This is a genomic window from Bradyrhizobium sp. USDA 4504, from assembly GCF_054063995.1.
In genome coordinates this window covers 3,595,573-3,616,019 of sequence record NZ_JBSSGV010000001.1, presented here as the reverse complement: position 1 = coordinate 3,616,019, position 20,447 = coordinate 3,595,573, and the positions used below count along the sequence as shown (strand labels likewise).

At 64.0% G+C, this 20,447-nt stretch carries 19 protein-coding genes; 13 read left to right on the top strand and 6 right to left on the bottom strand.

What is annotated here, in order from left to right; translation table 11 throughout:
• Positions 1–5 precede the first annotated feature (5 nt).
• The 3 genes from ACVMB1_RS16810 to ACVMB1_RS16800 all read left to right on the top strand — a co-directional run bounded on the left by ACVMB1_RS16810 (position 6) and on the right by ACVMB1_RS16800 (position 2,585).
• Complete coding sequence (locus tag ACVMB1_RS16810) at positions 6–782, top strand: PP2C family protein-serine/threonine phosphatase (RefSeq protein WP_456848764.1); 777 nt, start codon at positions 6–8, stop codon at positions 780–782.
• On the top strand, positions 779–2,074 hold the full coding sequence (locus ACVMB1_RS16805) for a serine/threonine-protein kinase (protein WP_456848762.1): 1,296 nt from the start codon (positions 779–781) through the stop codon (positions 2,072–2,074). The genes ACVMB1_RS16810 and ACVMB1_RS16805 overlap by 4 nt, the downstream gene beginning before the upstream one ends.
• A gap of 91 nt (positions 2,075–2,165) precedes the next feature.
• Positions 2,166–2,585 carry a hypothetical protein gene (locus ACVMB1_RS16800; protein ID WP_456848760.1) on the top strand — a complete coding sequence of 140 codons (420 nt, stop codon included), beginning with the start codon at positions 2,166–2,168 and terminating at the stop codon, positions 2,583–2,585.
• Between the two features lie 8 nt (positions 2,586–2,593).
• Here ACVMB1_RS16800 and ACVMB1_RS16795 read toward each other — a convergent pair whose 3' ends face one another.
• Entirely contained in the window at positions 2,594–3,574 is a 981-nt protein-coding gene (locus ACVMB1_RS16795; protein ID WP_076831720.1) for a DUF4424 domain-containing protein, read from the bottom strand.
• An 88-nt stretch (positions 3,575–3,662) separates the two neighbouring features.
• Complete coding sequence (locus ACVMB1_RS16790; protein ID WP_244558919.1) at positions 3,663–4,034, bottom strand: hypothetical protein; 372 nt, start codon at positions 4,032–4,034, stop codon at positions 3,663–3,665.
• An 81-nt stretch (positions 4,035–4,115) separates the two neighbouring features.
• Here ACVMB1_RS16790 and ACVMB1_RS16785 point away from each other — a divergent pair, with 81 nt between their 5' ends.
• The 3 genes from ACVMB1_RS16785 to ACVMB1_RS16775 all read left to right on the top strand — a co-directional run bounded on the left by ACVMB1_RS16785 (position 4,116) and on the right by ACVMB1_RS16775 (position 8,428).
• The gene (locus ACVMB1_RS16785; protein WP_076831460.1) at positions 4,116–5,840 is read left to right on the top strand and encodes an NHL repeat-containing protein; all 1,725 of its coding nucleotides are present in this window, start codon (positions 4,116–4,118) and stop codon (positions 5,838–5,840) included.
• A 141-nt stretch (positions 5,841–5,981) separates the two neighbouring features.
• Positions 5,982–7,760 carry a caspase family protein gene (locus ACVMB1_RS16780; protein ID WP_076831457.1) on the top strand — a complete coding sequence of 593 codons (1,779 nt, stop codon included), beginning with the start codon at positions 5,982–5,984 and terminating at the stop codon, positions 7,758–7,760.
• A 68-nt stretch (positions 7,761–7,828) separates the two neighbouring features.
• Positions 7,829–8,428, top strand: coding sequence for a DUF4384 domain-containing protein (locus ACVMB1_RS16775; RefSeq protein WP_229189324.1), 600 nt, complete (start codon positions 7,829–7,831; stop codon positions 8,426–8,428).
• A 198-nt stretch (positions 8,429–8,626) separates the two neighbouring features.
• On the opposite strand, the gene ACVMB1_RS16770 is transcribed toward ACVMB1_RS16775, so the two are convergent.
• Positions 8,627–10,465, bottom strand: coding sequence for a caspase family protein (locus ACVMB1_RS16770; RefSeq protein WP_076831451.1), 1,839 nt, complete (start codon positions 10,463–10,465; stop codon positions 8,627–8,629).
• A gap of 620 nt (positions 10,466–11,085) precedes the next feature.
• Here ACVMB1_RS16770 and ACVMB1_RS16765 point away from each other — a divergent pair.
• The 3 genes from ACVMB1_RS16765 (at position 11,086) to ACVMB1_RS16755 (ending at position 12,458) form a co-directional block, all read left to right on the top strand.
• Complete coding sequence (locus ACVMB1_RS16765; protein WP_076831449.1) at positions 11,086–11,643, top strand: zinc metalloprotease; 558 nt, start codon at positions 11,086–11,088, stop codon at positions 11,641–11,643.
• Between the two features lie 88 nt (positions 11,644–11,731).
• The gene (locus tag ACVMB1_RS16760; protein ID WP_076831446.1) at positions 11,732–12,187 is read left to right on the top strand and encodes a cupin domain-containing protein; all 456 of its coding nucleotides are present in this window, start codon (positions 11,732–11,734) and stop codon (positions 12,185–12,187) included.
• Between the two features lie 88 nt (positions 12,188–12,275).
• On the top strand, positions 12,276–12,458 hold the full coding sequence (locus tag ACVMB1_RS16755; protein ID WP_168857061.1) for a hypothetical protein: 183 nt from the start codon (positions 12,276–12,278) through the stop codon (positions 12,456–12,458).
• Positions 12,459–12,506: 48 nt separating this feature from the next.
• Here the strand turns inward: ACVMB1_RS16755 and ACVMB1_RS16750 are convergent, their stop codons facing one another.
• The gene (locus tag ACVMB1_RS16750) at positions 12,507–13,502 is read right to left on the bottom strand and encodes a phosphotransferase (protein ID WP_076831444.1); all 996 of its coding nucleotides are present in this window, start codon (positions 13,500–13,502) and stop codon (positions 12,507–12,509) included.
• A 128-nt stretch (positions 13,503–13,630) separates the two neighbouring features.
• Between ACVMB1_RS16750 and ACVMB1_RS16745 the strand changes: the two genes are divergently transcribed.
• The 4 genes from ACVMB1_RS16745 (at position 13,631) to ACVMB1_RS16730 (ending at position 17,248) form a co-directional block, all read left to right on the top strand.
• Positions 13,631–14,101 carry a copper chaperone PCu(A)C gene (locus ACVMB1_RS16745; RefSeq protein WP_307720401.1) on the top strand — a complete coding sequence of 157 codons (471 nt, stop codon included), beginning with the start codon at positions 13,631–13,633 and terminating at the stop codon, positions 14,099–14,101.
• A 135-nt stretch (positions 14,102–14,236) separates the two neighbouring features.
• A complete protein-coding gene (locus ACVMB1_RS16740; RefSeq protein WP_233475559.1) occupies positions 14,237–16,009 on the top strand; it encodes a PQQ-dependent dehydrogenase, methanol/ethanol family in 1,773 nt (590 codons plus the stop codon).
• A gap of 73 nt (positions 16,010–16,082) precedes the next feature.
• On the top strand, positions 16,083–16,625 hold the full coding sequence (locus ACVMB1_RS16735; RefSeq protein ID WP_076831441.1) for a c-type cytochrome: 543 nt from the start codon (positions 16,083–16,085) through the stop codon (positions 16,623–16,625).
• Entirely contained in the window at positions 16,622–17,248 is a 627-nt protein-coding gene (locus ACVMB1_RS16730) for a hypothetical protein (protein WP_076831437.1), read from the top strand. The genes ACVMB1_RS16735 and ACVMB1_RS16730 overlap by 4 nt, the downstream gene beginning before the upstream one ends.
• Before the next feature lie 162 nt (positions 17,249–17,410).
• Here the strand turns inward: ACVMB1_RS16730 and ACVMB1_RS16725 are convergent, their stop codons facing one another.
• On the bottom strand, positions 17,411–19,084 hold the full coding sequence (locus tag ACVMB1_RS16725) for a bifunctional protein-serine/threonine kinase/phosphatase (protein ID WP_194295395.1): 1,674 nt from the start codon (positions 19,082–19,084) through the stop codon (positions 17,411–17,413).
• Positions 19,085–19,147: 63 nt separating this feature from the next.
• Complete coding sequence (locus tag ACVMB1_RS16720) at positions 19,148–20,407, bottom strand: MFS transporter (protein WP_076831717.1); 1,260 nt, start codon at positions 20,405–20,407, stop codon at positions 19,148–19,150.
• Positions 20,408–20,447: the final 40 nt, after the last annotated feature.

Genomic DNA, 20,447 nt, shown 5'->3' with positions numbered 1-20,447 from the left:
GCGCGATGGCACACGTCCCCTCCTTGTTCGATGTCGGTAGCGTCACTCACGCCGGACGGGTGCGGGCGCGGAACGAGGATGCGTGCCTGGTAAGGACCGACGTCGGCCTGTGGGCCGTCGCTGACGGCATGGGCGGTCACGAGGCGGGCGATCTTGCCAGCCGCATCGTGGTGGAGTCGCTTGATTCCATCGGCGCGCCGGACTCCGCGGCGGACCTGTTGGCGCAATGCGAGGCGCGTCTGTTCAGCGCCAACCAGCAGATCCTGGCACTCAGCCATGAAAGGCAGGGTGCCATTGTCGGGACCACAACGGCAGTCCTGCTCGTACGCGACGGCCATTATGCCTGCATCTGGGCGGGTGACAGCCGGGTGTACCTGATCAACCGCCACGGCATCACACAGGTGTCGCACGATCACAGCGAGCTGGAGGAGCTGATCGCCGATGGCGCGCTATCGCGCGAAGAGGTCCAGGACTGGCCGAGCAATGCCATCACCCGGGCTGTCGGTGTCGTCGCCGACCCTGAGCTCGAGGTGGTGACCGGTCCGGCCGAACCGGAAGACATCTTCGTGATTTGCAGTGACGGCTTGACCCGGCACGTGCGGGACGACGAGATCGAGCAGCACGCGGCCACCCGCCTTGCCCAGGCCGCCTGCGACGACATGCTCGCGCTCGCACTTGATCGCGGCGGGCTCGACAACGTCACGATCGTGATCGTGCGATTGCTCGCGCCGCGATCCTCAGAGCCTACGAGGACGCCGCTTGATCGGGAGCCGCGACCATGACCGCGAACGATCCGTTTCGGTCATCCTACCGCGGTGTGCCGGCCGGCACCCGGCTCAACGGCATTTACGAGATCGAGGCGATGATCGGGGCAGGCGGCATGGGTGAGGTCTACCGATGCCGCGAGATCCAGACCGGATCGCCCGTCGCGGTCAAGATGCTGCTGCCCGACATGGTCGACAACGAGGCGGCGCTTGCGCTGTTCCGCCGGGAGGCGGCCGCGCTTCACAATCTTCCGCACGAAGCAATCGTTCGCTACTTCCTGTTCACGGTCGAACCCGCACTGCAGCGCCCGTATCTGGCGATGGAGTTTGTGAACGGACGCTCGCTGTCGAACATGCTCGACGACGGGCCGCTGACCTTCGAAGCGCTGATCAAGTTGATGCGGCGGGTCGCATCGGGCCTTCAGGCCGCTCACGAGCACGGCATTATCCATCGCGATGTCTCCCCCGATAACATCATCGTGCCGCTCGACGATGTAAGGCGGGCGAAGATTATCGACTTCGGGATCGCCCGGTCGACGCAGATGGGTGACAAGACCATCATCGGCTCCGGCTTCGCCGGCAAGGACAATTACGCGTCGCCGGAACAGGTCGGCTTGTACGGCAACGATGTCACCGCGAAATCCGACGTCTACAGCTTTGGTCTCGTGCTGTTCCATGCCCTGACCGGACAGAAGCTCGATATGGGCGGGAGCCAGTTTCAGCTGGTCGAGAAGCGTCGGCGCGTGCCCGATCTCGGCGCAGTGGACATGCGCATCAGGCCGCTTCTCGAGAGGATGCTGCAGCCGGACCCGGCGTTGCGCCCGACCATGGCGGAAGTCGCCAACTGGACGCCGGCGGGTTCGGCGCAGCCGTCCGCCGCGCCGCTCTACGGCTTCGATCCATTGGGGAAGCCGGAAGCCGGGACGTCTGCGCAGCAGGAGCGGGTGCCATCAACCACGCGGAACTCTCGCCGCATCTGGCTCAGCGCTTGCGTCGCGGGGCTGCTGCTTCTGCTGGGCGGCGGTGGGTACACCTTCTATAAATTTGTCTGGAAGACATCGGGCTTGGCGGCCTTGCCGCCACCTCCGAAACTCGCCGGGACATCCGCGCCGACGAGCGAGCCTGCTCCGCCACCGCCGGCACGTCAGGAGCCGGTGAAGCTGCCGTCTCAGCCGACGTTGACGCCATCTCCGTCCCCCGACGGGCCGGGTCGAGCCGAGCGCATCCGCAAATATGTTGCCCAGTATGCGGGCGGCGGACTGCTTCTTCATCCTGCCTGTTGCCGTGAGCTCAAGCGCAGCCGTCATTGAAGGCTTCGGCGCCTCGACCGCCCCGTTCGATACCTTCGACAAGGCGTTTCGAAAGGAGCAGGGATTTGAGGCTTCGGTCGGCGTCAGGCAGGTGAACCAGGCGCAATGTCCGGCCGTCAAATTCCTCAGTCAGGTCGGAAGCGATCAAGCGCGGGCGCCGCGCATCAACCTGTCGGCGACGGAGCTGAAGGCCGGCGAGACCCTCAATGGGACCGTCGAGAATTTTGCCAACCGGGTGGTGGAACTGCTCATGGTCTCGGATCGCGGCGAGGTGCGGAGTTTGTCCTACCTCCTGAAGCCGGGCGTCGATTCGCTTTCCTTTGCCCTGCCGATGGAGCGTACGACCGGTCCGCAACTCCTGTTGGCCGTCGCAGCCCCGCGGGTTCTGGATTCATTGCGCCAGCCGCGACCGATGGCTGCCGACACATTCTTCCTGCAGGCAACCAGCGAAGCTCAACGCGGCAACGTGACCATCACCGCGGCTGGACGCTATGTGATGCTCACCAATTGAGCTGCCGTTCAGAACTTGCCGATCATCAGGATCTTCAGGTCGGCATCCGGCTTGAAGTCGCTCGCCGTGAACTGCCGCGAATTGTCGGCAGATGCCGGCTTGAGTCGCCCTGGACAAAAACTGACCAGACGGTCGTCGCCGCCCGGATCGATCGTCAACGTGAAGGACCGGATTGGACCCGCCCAGTTCGCACCCGTCTTGAGCACGTAGGAAATGCGCCGCTCCTGCAGTTTTGCGGTATTGGCCTGGCTGTCGCCTGTGCGCTTGTCCAATTCGGCAAGGAACGCATCCGTAATGCAATAGTCTCTCCGGTATCGCTCGACCTCCGGGCCTAGCGCCGCGCTGCGACGTAGGCCCGCGCGCAGGACCGTGTCAGGGCTGGAGCCGACGCTCGGGCGATATTGATGTTCGACCGTGACGGTATGCGCTGCTGGGAACACTTGCTCGCGAACAGCCGACGTCCTGGTTATCCAGCCGGGCGTGTATTGCTGGCGACCGTTGTCGCTCATGCCGGCAGGCATCAGAAGGCCATCATCGATCAGCTTCGTGCGGGTTGTCGCCGGCAGGTCGGCCACCCGTATCTCCCGATCACCGAGCGGCAGCAAAGGCAGCTTGAACTGACGGAGGAGGGCGGTGACATCCTTGTTGCCGACCATGGCGCGCTGGTCGATGGCCAGCGGCACCGGGTTGCCGTCGATCCTCGTCTCGAACTCGACGAAGTTGACCGGATCGCTCGATGGAAGCGCAATGCTCTCGGCTTCGGACAGGTCGATGTCCGGCAGCGGAAAGGCGACAGTGAGCGCAACCGGCTTGCTCGTCTGGTTGACGAATTGGTAGCGAACGCTGACCCGGTCCAGCCCGATACGAAGCTCTTCGCTCGCCATGGCCACGTCCTTGGTGCGGACGAATTGCAGCCCGCCGATGGACAATTCGGCTGCCGAATCGTTCGCCCGCGCAGGCCAGCCGGTTGCGGCCAACAGGACGATCATCAAGGCTCGCGACCTCAACGGCAGCCCGCTTAACGCTCCATTTGCCATGCCGGCCTCCATGCGGCGCCGCAGCGTCTGCCCGTGCGGGTCAATCGATCGCCTGATAAAGGTCGCCCCATTCCGGCTTCCAGACGCCATCGGGGTCGCAAACCACGATCGCGAGCTTCATGTCATTGGCGAGACGGATTGCGCCGCGAAAGGCATCCTGGGCGGGCATATGGGCGCTGACCTGGTCGCTGCTCAGGCGACCTCCGCTTGCGGCGGCCGGCAACACGATTGACCCGGAGGCGCCGGCATTGTCGCATCTCAAAACCAGCGTAATCGCGTCGGGCTGGATTTCGCTGACTTGCTCAAATCTGTTTCTGGCCATGATTTTGCACTGCAGGCTGAAGGAGTTCGGACTATCACCGTCCAGTGAAAGAGTTGAACGGGATCGGGGTTGCTCGCCACCAATTGACACTGCACTCGCGCAGTCTTGGATTAGGCAGTCTTGGATTAGTCGGACTGACGCCGCATTCGGTTCGGTTACATTGAGGCGGATATGCTTCGTCGATCTAGCTGGATCTGGCTCTCTATCGTTGGCACTGCCATAGCGGCCACCGGGGCACGGGCCGACGATGCGGTCGTGCGAAGCTTTGCCGGCGGTTCGGCTGCATCCATGGTGGGGATCGTCGCGGCCAGCCAGGACGTCGAACTCGCGGGCCCGCAAGCGCTCAGCGCTGACGGACAGGGAAATCTGTTTGTGCTCGATCAAATCAATGGCCGCATTCTGCAGTTCGACCCCAAGCAACCGAACACTGCTCCCGACATCCTGAAGATGCCTGGCGACGTCCAGCCCACCGACCTCGTCGTCCATAACGACGACATCATGGTTTGGGACGGCGGTGTGCGAATGCTGAAGGCGGCACCAGGACAGTCCACACGCGGGCTGGGCGGCGACGAGATCCAACTGGAGGAAGTCTCATCCCGCGGAACCGACGACCAGGTCGCCATTTCGGCCTTCGCACAGATGGGCTCGCAGGCGCTGAGCAGCCCGACCGACTTGCTGGATCAGAATACGCGCGCGGCCATCGTGAGGACGACGCGACAGCCCGATCGGCAATATATCGCCTCGCGCAGCAAGGGATCGGTGATCGCCGATATCATTCCCGACAAGGGCAATGCCGGCGTTCGGGTCGAAATCCAGACCATGGTCTCCAACGAGACCATCGGTCAGCTCGGCCTGCGCGTCCGCAACCAGCTCGGCACCGTGGAGTTTCTCGAGATCGACAACAGCGACCGCTTCTACGTGCTGGCCGAGGACATTCCGCCGTCGGGCAAGAATGCCTCCACCTTCGTCGCACGCTATGCCGCGAACGGACGCCTTGAGGGTATCTACGAGCTGCCGCTGGAGAACACGCCCGTGACCCGGCGGTTCGTCACCGTCTCGGGCGACGGCGACGTCTATTTTCTGCGTACCAAGCCGGATGGCGTCGAGGTGGTTGGTGTCGGCTTCCGCCCCCTGGGGAAGGTATCCGTCATTGACGTCAGGCCGTCGCGCACGGCGGCCGCGCCGGCGGCGGCGCGGCCGGATATCAAGTTCAATGCGACCGCCGCCGTGCGGCCGTCCAATCGTCAGCAGGCGATCGAGACGGCCTTCGCCTTTGAGGGCATCCAGTGGAAGCTGACACCGGCGAACTACGGCAGCGACCCCGACAGCCAATGCTCCGGTTTCAGCCGTATTCGCCGGCCGTGGTATCTGCAGGGCAAGGTAAACCAGGAAGTGCGGGGTGTGCCCTATTGCTGGGGCTGCCACGGTTCGCTCGCGAATTTCCGGCAGCGGATCGACGGCGGGACCCTGGCGGGCAATGTCTGCACCCGTAACGAGCCACGGCCGGATGTGGCGGGTGTCGACTGTTCGGCGTTCGTCAGTGCCACGTGGGGACTTTCCGTCCATTACACGACCGCTGCCATTCCCGCGATCGCCGCGCCGGTGACCAACCCCTGGGACCTCAAGCCTGGTGACGCCCTGAACAAACCGGGTTCCCACGTGATGTTGTTCCTGCGGTTCACCCCGGATCGCAAGGCCGAGGTCATGGAATCCTCGACGGGTGGCTGCAACGGTCGGGTCTGCCGCAACGTCTACCCGCTCGCGAGCCTGCTTGCGCGCGGTTACGTTCCGGTCCGCTTTCGGGCGTTCGCAGACGATCAGACGACCGTTTCCGCGAACGCCTATCAGGAGACCGAGGCGCCGACAGGCCGCAAGACGGCGAACAAACGGCGCTGAACCTGAGGTCTTGCCAAGGCTACAGATGAACATGGATCACCGCCTGCGCGCTGGTTTCGGGAGGTCCGGACGGCATTCCTGCCGCTCTGCCTTGCCGGTGCGGTTCCAGGGCGGACCTGCTTGATATCGAGGTGGATCGCGATGCGAACGCTCAGGGGCTTTGATCGAAGGACCGGTTGGCTGTGTGCCGCCATCCTGCTCGCCGCGTTGATCGGCCTGCAACTCCAGCGCGCGCATGCGGCGGGTGAACTGTCGATAAGCAATCCCGACGGTGCGGCGCTCCGGGCGCTCGTCATCGGGATCGACGACTACCAGCATGTACGCAAATTGAAGGGCGCGGTCGCCGACGCCAATGACATCGTGTCGAGCCTGAGGACCATGGGCGTCAGCGACGTGGTCGAGCTGACCAACGCACAGGCCGACCGGGCAAGCGTGCTGCGCGAGATCAGCTCACTGGTGGAGCGGACCAAGAGCAACGATCTCGTCTTCCTGTCGATCGCAGGCCACGGCACGCAGGAGCCGGAGCGGATCAAGGGCTCCGAACCGGACGGAATGGAGAACGTGTTCCTGCTGCCTGAATTCGCGACCACGCCCGCCGGGTCGGTCGAGCGCATTCTGGGAAGCGAATTCAACCATTTCATCCGGCAGTTCGAATTGCGCGGCGCAAGGGTGATTTTCGTCGCGGATACCTGCCATGGCGGCGGAATGGTGCGCGATATCGATCCGCGGGCGGCTGAGATGAGTTTTCGGCAGGTGCCCCGCTACACGCTGCTGGTCGATGAATTGAAGCCGGTGTCGAGCAGCGACGACCCGAAGTCCGAACTCGATCTCGACCACACCGCGTTCATCGCCGCGGTCGATCGGCACACCAAGGCGCCGGAAGTGCGGATTCCGGGGATCGATGGCCTGCGCGGCGCCCTGAGTTATGCCGTTGCGCGCGCCGTGGAGGGCAACGCGGACATCAATCATGATGGCAAGGTGACCCTGAAAGAGCTTTTCAGCAATGTTCGGCAGGTGGTCTATCAACTGTCCGACCAGCGCCAGAATATCGTGACGGTATCGTCGCCGGCACAGATGCCGGAAACCGAGGTCGCGTTCGAACTGACCCGCGGCGTGGTGCTGATCCAGGGGACGGCGGCGAGAGCTGCCTCCGGCCAGGTCGCTACCGTCGCGTCCGCCGAGAAGCAGACCCCTGCGCCGCCGGCCGTTACGGCCAAGTCGCAAACCGCTCCAACCAGTGCCGCTGCGACCGCCCCGGCTGCGCCCAGTGCCGCACTGCCACCCTTCCGCCTCACCACGCCGATCCGCTTGGCAGCGCTTGACGGCAAGATGGGCTATTTCACCAGCGTCAAGCCGCAGGACGCCAGCGTGCAGGCCGTTCAACCGACTGATAATCCCGACCTGATCTGGGACCCCGTATCCCATGATGTGATCGCCTGGGGCGACGTGGTCGCCTATGGCGTCGACGTTGGCGGTTTGACGACAGTGGTCAACCGAACCGCGGCAATTCGGGAGCTGAAGCGCATGGCGACGCAGTCGCCGCAGCTGATGCGTATTTGGCCGGATGACCGACAGCAGCGCAGCGGACAGACCGTCGAGGTCGAATTGTCCGACGTCGGTTCGCGGGCGGTGCTGCTATTCAACGTGTCCGGTGATGGAACCATCCAGATGCTGTATCCGGTGGGTTCCGATGCCGCGATGGCTCGGTCAGCAAATCTGCGGCTGCCTCTTCGGGTAGGCGAGCCGTTTGGCGCCGAGCAGATCGTCGCGGTAACCTCGCAGCAGCGGATGGTTGATCTGGAGACGGTCTTGATGCAGCTCAACCGGCGCCGTGCCTCGGGGCAGGTGATCAAGAGTCTGGAGCGCTACCTGCCGGCGGACGCGCGGATCGCGTCAATCGGCTTTTTCAGCGTTCCCTGACGAAGCTGTGACAGCCGGTCATGTCGCCAGCGAAACTGGTTTCCCGCAAGCAATCCTGGTTCGCGATCGTGCTGCTGCTGGCAGGAGGCGGGGCCGCGTGGGCGACGCCGCCGCCATCGGCCGCTCCATCGGCAGGTGCGACGAATGCTCCGTTGCTCTGGCGCGTACAGGCCCCGCGCGGCCCGGCAAATGCCGCCGGCGTGGCGCTTGAAATCCTGCCGGGTCCAACCGTCAACATTGGCGGCAAGGTGTCATTCGGCGTAACCGCCAGGAAGCCGGGCTATCTGATGCTGGTGGATGTTGATGCGGACGGGCGGATGTCCCAGATCTTCCCGACTGCCGAGCTATTGGCGCAGTCGGTCGGACCCGACATGAATCTTGTCAAGCCTGGCGTCCAATTCATCGTTCCGACCCCGGCGGCACAGCAACGTGGATTTGAATATGTCGTCGCGCCGCCGGCCGGGTCCGCCGTCATCGTTGCGATCCTGAGCGAGCGACGCGTGCAATTGCTCGATCTGCCGGACATTCAGCGCAAGCTTCAGGGGCCGGCCGACACGTTGAGCTATCTGTCGGATTGGACCAGTCAGCTGCGGATACCGGACAGCGGCGGCGGAAGACTGTTGCCGAACAATTGGTCGTTCGACATCAAATCATACTCCATCAAGTAGGTAAGCGATCGCGTTGCTCCGGCTACTCGGGCGGTTGAGGAGGCCGTCGCGCGCGATCATGTGGTGAATATCCTTGTGGCGGAGGCTGCTGTTCGGCTTCTTGCATGCAGGGCCCTGCGGTTTGGCTCCGTTGCCCCCGGGCATGACCGATTGCGGAGGAGACGGCGGCCCGATCTCGAGCGCGCCGCCGTGGCCGTCCTAGTTGCAGACCTCAACATTGCCGGTACCGCCGCCGGGACCTCCGCCGCCACGGTAATCGAGATGACATCCGCGACGGACCGGGCGGCATAGATAAGCATCACACACGATCTGGCCGCTGCCACCCGAGGGTCTCGCAGTCGCCTGTCGTCGGGGAGTGTCGGCTTGCGGCTCGGGCCTCTCGCGGACCGGACGATCGGCGCGCGACGGGCGCTCATCCGTGTTGCGCTTCGCCACCGGCTTTTTCCCGCGCCGCTTCTCGCATTCGTTGTCCTCGTTCAGGAACGAGCCTTCGGCGCAGGTGATCTTGCGGCACTGGTCGCCGTCGGCTTTGTAGCCGTGTTCGCAGATCAGCGGGCAAACCCGGGCCGGCTTCAGCTTGATCGCATCGAGCGCATCGAGGCTTGCAAGCTTGGCGTCAAATTTGGTTCCGGCGTGCCGGTTGAACAGGGTCAGGGAGCGACGCGAGGCCGCGTTCCACTCACCGTCGATGGAGCCTGTGAAACAGCCAACCCGGCTCAACTCGCTCTGCACCGATTTGGCAAGATCCTCCAGCGGCGGCGCCGTGTTCAAGACGGCCACTTTCGCGCCCTCGCTATTCTGGGAAGGGGCTGCGGGTGCAGAATTGTCCGTCTTGGCGCTGTCGGGCACAGGTCCGTTCGCGGAAAGCATGGCGACCGTTGAGGTTTGGGATGCGGTCCGCTTCCGTTCAGCCTCGGCAGCTTGGTCCTGCGCCGCCTGCTTTGTTCTTTCTGCCGCGATACGGGCATCCTCCGCGGCCTTGAATTCTGCGGCCGCCTTTTCCTGCTCCGCTCGCTGGGCACCTTCGGACGCAAGCCGAGCCTTCTGCTGCTCTGCTTCCTGCGCTTTCCGGGTGGCGGTAACGCGCGCGTCCTCCGCGTCGATCTGATTGAGCTGAAGCTTGGCCAGATTTGAGTAATAGCCGTCGGGGTGCTGGGCGAGGAACGCGCTCATAGCGGCCTTGTTACCCAGTTGCAGGGCCAATTCGTAGTCGCGACGAATCTCCGACGAGGCGTTAGCCGGCGGCGGCGCCGGCTCTTCTGCCTTTGGCACGAGGGCAACGTCCTCACCGCCCAGTGAGCCGTAAACATATGGCTCCTGTCGGTTGCCGGTCGCTTGCAAGACATCATCGCGGACGAAGCCGAAAGCCCTGCGCAGGTCCAGTCCAGGCTTTGCGATATATTTCACCAGCGCTGTCGCGTAGGGACTGTTCGTGCTGTTGCCGTCGAGCGCGGTCAGTCCGGCCTTCGCCGCAAACGCGATCAGCGTATTGGATACGGCGGGTTCTACCCGAGCGAGCCCACGGCTGATCGCGCGCGAAGCGACGGTTCGTTTCATGGTGTCGGCGAATGGATTGTTGCGGCAGGCATCAACGATCACGACGCGGAGCTGCTTGGCGGGCTCGATGGCCAGCAGGACGCGATCGAGCGAGAAAGCCTCGTCATAGATATCAGTGTCGCGTTCAAGCCTTGCATCCGTCGGAATCAGATAATTCGTCCCGTCGATCTCGATTCCGTGACCTGCATAGTAGACGATGGCGATGTCCGCATCGCGGGCTTGATCGGCGAAATCCCTCAGTGCCCGCCGCATGTCGCTCGAGGTCAGGTTCAGCCGAGACTCCACCAAATCGAACCCGGCGCCCTTCAAGGTCGCGGCGATAGCGGTGGCATCATTGGCAGGATTCGGAAGTAGTGGCGCATTTTGATAGTTCGAATTGCCGACCACCAAAGCCACTCGCTTCGTTGCCCAGGCTGGCTGAGACGCCAGGAGAACCGAAGCAGCAAGAACAACAAGAACTCGGAGGAGCGTGTAGCGCATGGCGAACGTCCAAAAATCGGCTCGAAACAACGGCAGCTTTATCGAAGGTGGCCGCGCGCAAACTCCACTGCGTCAAGCGTTACGGGCGCCGGCATACCTCCGTAGAGAACAAACTTGAGTCCAATCCATTCCTGATGTTGTCGTTCGGGGCAGCGAGATTGTTCAAGGATACACCGAAGCGTGTAGGGCCGGTGGTGCACGGCCGAACAAATGTCAATCGACCTGTAAGATATTGAAATAGCTGCTTTTTATCTTTGGCGTCGGAATGGCTGGCAGCGCCGGCATCCGCCTGGGCTTCGCCAAGCGAAGTTCCATCTCTCGATAGTGATCTCGGAATTGAACTCGCATGCTCAAGCGATTCTCGTGCCAGATCGTCAGCGTGTGACGGCCGCGTTGTTAGTCTCGGTGGCGTCGACAAGGTTCAGCCCGTTCGTCTCGGCCGTTTGTCGCAGCCTCGGGCCTCTTCCATAGGAGCGCGAACTGCGTCTATCTGGAAGCAACGCCGATCCGTTCGAGCTGAGACGTGCGAGTCCCGAAGAATCGAAATCTGCGTCCTCGGGATCCGGACGTCGACGTGTGGACGCCCACCGCAGGTGTCGTCGAAATCTCTGGAGACGCACATGTCTATTCCGCTGAAAATCTACATTACGCCATTTGCCGAGAAAGGTGTCGCCGAGCCGCAAAAATGGACTGGCGAGACCGCCAAAAAGGCACTGGATGTAGTCAATAAGATCTGGGCGAGGGCCAAGATCGCGTTCGTGATCAATGATTACGTGGAAGATAAGCCGCTCGATATGGCGAAGAGCGCGCGCAACAATGATCAGCGCGTGCTGGATGTTCTCAGTTTCCGGCATGCTCCCGACAATGCGGTCCACATCTATCTCGTCAATCCGATAGTCAATCTCTCGGCTGGTGGCGGCTCGTATCTTCATAGCGATCCCGAGCCGGCAAGCTTTGTCCAATGGTATGGCAATGACTTTGCCAACGGACGCGCGTGGGCCCATGAACTTGGGCATTTGATGAGTCTCGACCACGTCGACGTAGATTACGCCGATGAGAAGCAGGCCGCCCTGCGCAGCAACTTGATGACGAAGGGATTGAGCGTGGGAAGCGATTTGACCGGTCAGCAGATAAGCACGGCCAAAGGTTCAAAACTGGTGAAGCGATTTGGCGGCTGACCGCGGAACCTCCTCGCTGCCGCCTTCCATGAAACCAATTGCAGTCGGCCCGATCGCTCGTTCGCCCGCCAACCGCCGGAGAGACGCCATGCCCAAGGTCGACCTTGCAAACGTCCCGGAGCGCAAGGGGACCGGCTATCCGGCGGAGTTCGCGGCGCCGTGCGCCGAGCGGGTGCGACAGCGTCTAGGTGATGCCGGCGGGCTCGCCGACTTCGGCGTCAACCTGATGCGGCTGCCGCCCGGCAACTGGTCGAGCCAGCGCCACTGGCATTCGGATGAGGACGAGTTCGTCTATGTGCTCGCAGGCGAAGTGGTACTGGTGGAAGACGGCGGCGAGATGGTGCTGCGGGCCGGCGATTGCGCGGCGTTTCCGAAGAACTCCGGCAACGGGCATCATCTGATCAACAGGTCGCAGATGACGGCGACCTATCTCGAGGTCGGCTCGCGCTCGCGCGCCGACGTTATCACCTGCTCCGACATCGACATGATGAGCCCGAGCTCCGACGGCCGCTTCCTGCACAAGGACGGCACGCCGTACGAATAGCCCCACCTGTCGCGCCGCGCACGAAATCGGGCGTTGCGGATTGGCCGGCGAAGGACCAATGTTCCGGCGAGGAGCTTTGGTCGCGTCCATGGCGGAATGGTATTTCATCTGGGTCGACGGTCCGCGCGGACCCGAGCCGCAGAAATGGTCGTCGGATGCGCTGTGGGGCCAGCTGGCGCGTCAGGACGTGATCGTGCGTTTTCCCCTGAGCGATCGCGAGGCCGAATTGTCGCTCGACCAGCTCGCAAGGCTGCACCCGGTGCCGCAGTGAGCTGCGCCGCAGTTCTTTCCGTCGACGTTCGATCCGCCGGGGTGAACGTCAGACCGAAAGATCGAAGCCGGGCGTCGCGATTTCGGTCAGGAACGCGGCGACGAACATCTTGCCCAGCACATGCTTGGCCGCCGGCGTGCCGGCCTTGAGCCGGCCGGCGCGTGTGGCCTCTGAGAGCTCGGCAAGCGTCGGTGCCGCAAGGCTCGTATCGGGTACGGTGCGCGGCGCCGTCGCCGATGCGCTGAGCAGCACGCCGGCGTAGTAGAGCCGGGTGAGCGCGCGGACATGTGCGAGCCGTGCGCGCCGCGCCTCGTCGAGCCGGCGGCCGAGCCAGGCACGATGCAAAATGCTTTCCAGCTCCGGCGTCCGCGCCAAGCTGTCGCCGACAATCGCGAGGTCGACCAGCGGATCGGTGCGATAGGCGGATTCCCAGTCGATCATCCAGAGCCTGTTGCCGTCGAACAGGATGTTGGCGGGGAGCGAGTCGTTGTGGCTCGACACCGAGTTGACCTCATCCCAGGCATAGGCCGCGCGGATGCGCGCGAGATGCGCGTTGCAACGGTCAAGCACGCCGGGCGCGAACAGGCCGGTGCGGCCGACATGGGCCCAGAGCCGGGCCACGATGTCGGGGTAGCGCACGAAAGCGGGAAAGGTCGGCGTCGCCTGCAGGCGCGCCAGCAATTCGCCGAGCGCCTTCGCCAGCGCCGGCAGGCCGCCGGGATAGCGGCCGAGCGGCTGCCGCTGCACAAAATCCATCACCGCGACGCGCGAGGCCTCGTCGACATAATGGAGTCGCGGCGCGATGCCGGCCTCGGCGGCGATCCTGAGCGACACATACTGAAACGGATTGCGCAGCGGGCTCGGCATTCCTTCGATTCGGAGCAAATAATTCTCGCCGCCTGCATCGATCCGGAACAATTGCGCCGACGTTGCGCCGCCCGAGACCGATGTGACGGCCTCGATCGCTGCGGTGCCGATCACCTGACGCAGTGCGGCATGTGCTGCGTCGCGCTGTGCCGGCGGAAGTTTATCGAGAGCACTCATGCGCAGGAAGTTAGCATGGCCGCTATGCGTGCCCAAAATCGCGTTGATGCAGCGTTCGCGATCTATTGCTGGCAGCGCACGACGAAGCATGAAACAATGCTGCAAAAATCATGTTGGGAGAGAACTTGATGTCGTTCGAGCGGGAGTTGCATTGCGCCGTTGCGTGCCGATCATGGATCGCGTTGCCATTATTCTGCCTGATCAGCACGTTCGGAGTGATGCATAACGCCGCCGCGAACGAGTCCTTGCAGATTGTGGACGCGCGCGTGCCGGCGGTCGACAAAGCGGGCGGGGACCTTCCCTTGACGATGACGATCAAGAACGAGGCCGACAGCGCCGATGCGCTGCTTCGTGTCCGCTGCCCGGTTGCGAATTTTTCCGAGCGTCATACTGTGGATCGCGGCGAAGGCGCACCGGCGATGCGCTCGATATCCAATATACCAGTGCCGGCAAAGGCGATGCTCGAGCTGAAGCGTGACGGTTATCACGTCATGCTGCTGCAGATGCGTCAGGCGCTCACGCCGGGCGAGACCTTCAAATGCGCGATCGTTTTTCAGAAAGCAGGCACCATCGAGACGGAGGTACAGGTCCAGAAGTGACCTCACACAAGTGACTCAACAAGACGGCGGGTGGTGCACAGCCATGCGCCGGGACTCAAGGCTTCTCGCGTGATCGCCCGTGTGTGACGGGCGGTTCGATCAATGAAGAATGCTAGATCCGGAGGAAATGAACTCATGACAAGGTTGAATTGGGTAAAGTCACATATGCTCGCCGCGGCAGTAGCATCCGCAGCGACCTTCGCAAGCTCTTTCGCGCTCGCCGACGATGTCGGCCAGGACCGTCTGCTCAATGCTGACAAGGAAGCAGGCAACTGGCTGCACCACCACAAGAACTATTCGGCGACGCGCTTCTCGTCGCTGGCCGATATCAACAAGGACAACGTCAAGAACCTCAAGGTCGCCTGGACCATGCATCTCGGCGGCGTCGAGGGCGGCGGAATCTGGTCGCATGGCGGCTTGGAGGGGACGCCGATCGTCGAGAACGGCTTCATGTACGTCACCGACGGCTGGGGTTCGGTCTACAAGATCGATGCGCATGGCGGCAAAGGCGTGCTGCTCTGGAAGATGGATCCGAAGACCGACCATGACTGGGCCGGCGCAGTCGCCTGCTGCGGCGTCGACAACCGCGGCGTCGCATTGTGGGGCAACCTCGTCGTCTCGCACACGCTCGATGGCCGCCTGATCGCGACCAACAAGGAGACCGGGCAGGTCGCCTGGCAGCGCCAGGTCGCCGATCCCGACAAGGGCGAGGTGATCACCGGCGCACCGCTGATCGTCAAGGACATGGCGATCACGGGCGTGGCCGGCGCCGAATACGGCATTCGCGGCTGGATCGCGGCGACCGACCTGAAGAGCCAGAAGGAAGTGTGGCGCACCCACACGATCCCGGGCAAGGACGAGGCGGGTCACGAGACCTGGAAGGACGACAAGGACGCCAAGGCGAGCGGCGGCGGATCGACCTGGGTCACCGGCAGCTTCGACCCCTCGACCAACACCATCGTCTGGGGCGTCGGCAATCCCGGACCGGACTGGGACAACGAGTATCGGCCCGGCGACAACCTCTACACCGACTCCTCGCTTGGTCTCGATGCCGACACCGGCAAGATCAAGTGGCACTACCAGCACACGCCGAACGATCCCTACGATTATGACAGCGTGGCGGAGAACGTGCTGGTCGACGTCCCCGGTCCGAACAACACGACGCAGAAGCTCGCGCTCGAGGCCGACCGCAACGGCTTTGCCTATGCGATCGACCGCAACAGCGGCAAGTTCATCTGGGGTCTGCCGTTTGTCAAGAAGGTGACCTGGACCAAGGGTCTCGACCCCGAATCCGGCAAGCCGGTGGAGTATGATCCGAAGCAGGGCGTGCAGCGCTACAACGCTGCGGTGACGCCAAGCCGCACCAACAAGGTGACGGACATCTGCCCCGGCAACATGGGCGGCAAGAACTGGCCGCCGACCGCGTATAATCCGAACCTGAAGCTCTGGTACATCCCGGTGATCGAGAGCTGCAACCGGATTACGGTCGAGGAGACGACGCCGGACAAGTTGAAGAAGCGCGAGTTCTTCACGGGCGGCGGACCGAGCCAGCCGGTCAAGATCACCGGCAGCGTCACCGCAATCGACGTCACCACCGGCAAGGTGGCAGGGAAGGCGGAGACCGAATTCCCGAACCTCGGCGGCATCCTGGCGACGCCCGACCTCGTGTTCTCCGGACAGCCGTCCGGCGAGGTGATCGCCTATGACGCGAAATCGCTGCAGCAGCTCTGGCAGTTCAACACCGGCGGCGGCGTCAATGCGCCTCCGATGACGTTCTCGGTGGACGGCAAGCAGTATGTCGCGATCCTGGTCGGCCTCGGCGGTGCCTGGGACAAGTGGTTCATCGATGCCACGCCTGAGCTGAAGCGGATGCAGCCAGGCTCGATGCTCTACGTGTTCGCCCTTTGACGTCGCAGCGCGGGAGGCCTCTCACCGAGGCCTCCCGCGTCGATTTGGCCGAGAAAGACAAGAAACAAGACGAATGAAAAAAATATCGCTGGTTGGCGCGTGGCTCGGCTGCGCGCTGGTGATGGGATTTATCGGTACCGCGCAACCGCAGTCGGCGAGCGATCCGACCGATGCGGGCAAGGCGGTGTTCAAGCGCGGCAATTGCGTCGGCTGCCACAAATGGCACGGCAATGGCGGCGGCGGCTATGGCGGCGACGCGCTGTCGCTGCGCAAGACCGAGCTGACCCGCGAGCAGATCATCGAGACCGTGACGTGCGGCCGGCCGGGCACCGGCATGCCGTTCTTCGTGCGCGGCTCCTACGACACCACGAAATGCTACGAGATGACCCGGCAGGACGTCGCGGACCGCATGCCGCCCGAAGCGAATGTGTTCCTGCGGCCGAACGAAATCGAAGCCGTCGCCGATTACGTGCTTGCCCGCGTCAAGGGCAAGGGCGAGCCGACCTACGATGAATGCATCGCGTTCTTCGGCGATGGCTCGCGGGTCTGCAACGTCTACAAGGAGGCCGGCCACGCCGCCGCGCCGTCCGGCCAGAGCGAGAAGGCAAAGCCATGAGCAAGCAAAGATCGGCAATCCGTGGCTTGGTCTTCGCTGTCACCGTCACGGCAGCGGTGCCGGCGATGGCGACCGCGGGAGACCTGCGCGACATCAGCGTCGGAATGGCGATCAGCAGCGTGCCGGACGCGGGCTACATCAACCTGACTTGCGTCGGCGAGAAGACCCACAGATTGGCTGACTGGGCGCAATGGCAGGCTTGCCAGGCCGGACCGGACCAGCTGCGCGGCATCCGCTTCGAGTACGATCGCGAGAGTGGGCGGGAAGGCACCATGGTCGGCGGCCATCCCGCGATCCTCACCGTCATGATCGACAAGGACGCCAAGATCGCGGCGCTGATGATCGAGACCGATCCGAAGGCGCGGCTCTATCTGCGCAAGAAGGCCTTCCTGCTCGGCCTGCAGGCGAGGTCGCGCTATGGCGAGGACGGCTGGACCTGTTCCAAGGCACAGCCGGGCGCCGACAAGCAGGAGGTCGGCGGCGTATTTGTCGACGAGAAATGCACCAAGACGATCGACGGCCGCAAGGTCGAGATCGAGCGCCATCTCTACCGCGAGCCGAACAAGGAGCTCAAGGACATGACCGACGAGACCCGCATCACGATCCGCCGCGCCGGGCCCTGAGCTGCAAACTGAAATAGCCAAATTTCAGCTGCCTAACTGATCTAAAATGACTCTCTTTCTTTTCGTCATGGCCGGGCTTGTCCCGGCCATCCACGTCTTTTCTTACGCGATTGCAGCGAAGACGTGGATGCCCGGCACAAGGCCGGGCATGACGGAGCTAGTCTAATGCCGCGCCAGCAGCACCACGACGATCAGGGCCAGGATCGCGCATAGCACCTTCCAGAAGGTCACGGGATCGCGGTCGTGCAGCGATTTGCGGGTGGTGACGGCGGGGCCGGCCCAGGTCGCGCCGTTTTCCAGTTCGTGCGCGAACTCGATGGCGTCGCCAAAACGTTGCGCGGGGTCGACGCTGAGCGCCTTGCCGATCACCGCGTCGAGCCAGGCCGGCAGGTCCGGCCGGTAGCGCGATAGCGGCGCCGGCTTGCCGAAGCGAGGCCGCGAGAACGGTTCGATCTCGCCGAACGGATAGTTCGCGGTGAACATGCGATAGACCGTGACGCCGAGCGCGAACAGGTCGGAGGCCTCGTCACCGGCCTTGCCGCCGAACAGTTCGGGCGCCATGTAGCTCGCGGTGCCCGGAATGTCCTCGGCGGGAAAATCCTCCAGCAGCGGCACCCGCGCGACGCCGAGGTCGACAAGGCGCAACCCGCCGTCCTTCAGCAAGATCACGTTGTCCGGCTTGATGTCGCGATGGATGATGCCCGCGCGGTGCAGCGCGGTGACCGCGCGCACCAGCTTGGTTGCGATCGCGATGCCGTCGGTGAGCGACAGCCGCGGCGCGCGGCCAAGCCGCTGCTCCAGTGTTTCGCCCTCGTAGAGCGGCATCGCCGAATAGAGCCTGGTCTGCCGCTCCGCCGGCACCTCGATGATTTCGCCGATCCAGAGGCTGCGCACACGCGCGGCGACCCAGGCCTCGCGCACGAAGGCGAGGCGGTAGGAGCCTTCGCTCGCGACCCGCGGATGTGGAAACTTCAGCACCACTTCGCGGCCGGCGCGCTTGTCGATCGCCTTGAACAGGCGGCTGTAGCGCCCGTCGGACAAGACGTCGCCGAGGCTGAAATCGTCGATCGTATCGCCGGTCACCGGCAAATCGAGGATCGGCAGCGTCGCGATCGCGTGGGTGAGATCGTCGCGGTCCGCCGGCGGCAGGTCGACGACGTCGAGCACCAGTGCGGTCGTGTTGTCGCTGCTGCCGGCCGCGAGGGCGGCGTCGACGATGCTGCGCGCGGACTCGTCAGGCGGCGTGCGTTCCTCCAGCAATTGCTGGAGGCGCAAATCGCCGAGCGCGCCGTGAACCCCGTCGCTGCAGATCAGCAGGCGATCATGTTGCCGGAGCCCGAGGGACGTGTAGTCGAAGCGGGCGAACTCCTCGAAACCGATGGCGCGGCTCAGCATGTGGGCGAGGTCACCGCGGCCGGCGATATGGTCCTGCGTCAGGCGTTCCAGGCGGCCGTCGCTCAGGCGATAGGCACGGGTGTCGCCGATATGGATCACATGGCATTGTCGCCGTGACAGGATGATCGAGGAGAACGCGCAGGCCATGCCGCTGCGCGCGGCATCGACGCGGCCCTGGCCGTAGATCCAGCTGTTGGCGGCTTCCAGCGCCCGCGCGGCGCGGCGGCGGACACCGAGCGTCTCGGGCAACGAATAATAGGCGTCGATGAAGCTGCGGACCGCAACCTCCGCGGCCTCGCGCCCGCCCTTGTGGCCGCCGACGCCGTCGGCGACCGCGGCGACCACATCGCGATGCAGCGTGCCCGGCTGGCCCAAGCAGGCCGCGACATAATCCTCATTGGCGGCGCGCTTGCCGGTCTCGCTGGCAAAGCCGACGCGCACCCCCAAGTCCCGTTGCGAACCGTTCGCCACGTCCGGGCCCCGTCACGTTGCGGAGCGGAGTCCTCAGACGCGCGCTCCCGATACCGCGCCCCAAGTGGTGCGCCAGCGAACCTTGACCATGGCAAGTCCGATGAAGCCAAGCAACGCCAGCCCGCCGAAGAACAGGAAGCCGGCGCCGAAGCCGCCGGTCATGCCCTTGGCGGCGCCGAGCGTCTGGGCGAGGAAGAAGCCGCCCACGCCGCCGGCGCAGCCAACCAGCCCGGTCATCAGGCCGATCTCGTGACGGAAGCGCAGCGGGATCAGCTGGAACACCGCGCCGTTGCCCATGCCGAGCGCCAGCACGCCGATCGAGAACAGCAGCACCGAGATCCAGGCGATGCGCGGCAGTTCCGTCAACGCCCAGCCGGCCTGCGTCGGCGCCGTCGGGCCCTCCGGCATGAAGGCAATGACGAGATAGGCCGCGACCACGACACCGAACAGGATCGACAGCGAACGGATGCCGCCGATCCGGTCGGCGATCATGCCGCCGACGGGACGGAATCCCGAGCCGAACGCGACGATCAGCGCGACCAGCATGCCCGCCGCGACGCCGGAGACATGATACTGCACGGTGAAATAGAGCGGCAGCGCGTTGGCGAGGCCGACGAAGCCGCCGAAGGTGATGAAGTAGAAGAACATGAACCAGCGGCTGTCGGAATCCTTCAGCAGTGCGCCGTAGGCCTGCAGCGAGACCTTCTTGCGCTCGCCCGGCGCGTCCTTGGCTGCGACCGCGTAATAGGCGAGCACCATCAGCATCGGAATAAGCAGGCAGCCGAACACGGCCTGCCAGCCCCAATGCTCGGCAATGGTCGGCGCGAGCAGTGTGTCGAGCACGACGCCCATATTGCCGGCACCGGCAATCCCCATCACCACGCCCTGATATTGCGGCGGATACCAGCGGCTCGCCTGGGGCAGGGCGACGGCGAACGAGGCGCCGCCGACGCCGAGCGCAAGCCCGAACAGCTCGATCGCGAGCTTGCTGGTCAGCCCGAAGTGCCACACCGCAGCAGTCGCGGCGATCACGACGAGCTGGGCGATGATGCCGGTACGCTTGGCGCCGATGATGTCGGCGAGAATGCCCATCGGCACGCGCAGCAGCGCGCCGGCCAGCACGGGAATGGCGACCAGGGTGAACTTCTCGTTCACGGCCAGATTCATGTCTCGCGCGATGTAGACGATCAGCGGTCCGAGCGCGACCCACGCCATGAAACTGATGTCGAAGTACAGGAACGCGGCAAGCAGTGTCGGCCAGTGACCTGCCTTCTTGAACTCGGCTAGCTTCATCGCAAGCATCTCGCGTTGATGCGGCGGAGGCAGCCGCGAA

Excerpts from the sequence above, each read along its gene's own strand:
- ACVMB1_RS16810 (WP_456848764.1), top strand. The coding sequence starts at position 6 with ATGGCACACGTCCCCTCCTTGTTCGATGTCGGTAGCGTCACTCACGCC.
- ACVMB1_RS16805 (WP_456848762.1), top strand. The coding sequence starts at position 779 with ATGACCGCGAACGATCCGTTTCGGTCATCCTACCGCGGTGTGCCGGCC.
- ACVMB1_RS16795 (WP_076831720.1), bottom strand. The coding sequence starts at position 3,574 with ATGATCGTCCTGTTGGCCGCAACCGGCTGGCCTGCGCGGGCGAACGAT.
- ACVMB1_RS16785 (WP_076831460.1), top strand. The coding sequence starts at position 4,116 with ATGCTTCGTCGATCTAGCTGGATCTGGCTCTCTATCGTTGGCACTGCC.
- ACVMB1_RS16780 (WP_076831457.1), top strand. The coding sequence starts at position 5,982 with ATGCGAACGCTCAGGGGCTTTGATCGAAGGACCGGTTGGCTGTGTGCC.
- ACVMB1_RS16770 (WP_076831451.1), bottom strand. The coding sequence starts at position 10,465 with ATGCGCTACACGCTCCTCCGAGTTCTTGTTGTTCTTGCTGCTTCGGTT.
- ACVMB1_RS16765 (WP_076831449.1), top strand. The coding sequence starts at position 11,086 with ATGTCTATTCCGCTGAAAATCTACATTACGCCATTTGCCGAGAAAGGT.
- ACVMB1_RS16760 (WP_076831446.1), top strand. The coding sequence starts at position 11,732 with ATGCCCAAGGTCGACCTTGCAAACGTCCCGGAGCGCAAGGGGACCGGC.
- ACVMB1_RS16755 (WP_168857061.1), top strand. The coding sequence starts at position 12,276 with ATGGCGGAATGGTATTTCATCTGGGTCGACGGTCCGCGCGGACCCGAG.
- ACVMB1_RS16750 (WP_076831444.1), bottom strand. The coding sequence starts at position 13,502 with ATGAGTGCTCTCGATAAACTTCCGCCGGCACAGCGCGACGCAGCACAT.
- ACVMB1_RS16745 (WP_307720401.1), top strand. The coding sequence starts at position 13,631 with ATGTCGTTCGAGCGGGAGTTGCATTGCGCCGTTGCGTGCCGATCATGG.
- ACVMB1_RS16740 (WP_233475559.1), top strand. The coding sequence starts at position 14,237 with ATGACAAGGTTGAATTGGGTAAAGTCACATATGCTCGCCGCGGCAGTA.
- ACVMB1_RS16735 (WP_076831441.1), top strand. The coding sequence starts at position 16,083 with ATGAAAAAAATATCGCTGGTTGGCGCGTGGCTCGGCTGCGCGCTGGTG.
- ACVMB1_RS16730 (WP_076831437.1), top strand. The coding sequence starts at position 16,622 with ATGAGCAAGCAAAGATCGGCAATCCGTGGCTTGGTCTTCGCTGTCACC.
- ACVMB1_RS16720 (WP_076831717.1), bottom strand. The coding sequence starts at position 20,407 with ATGAAGCTAGCCGAGTTCAAGAAGGCAGGTCACTGGCCGACACTGCTT.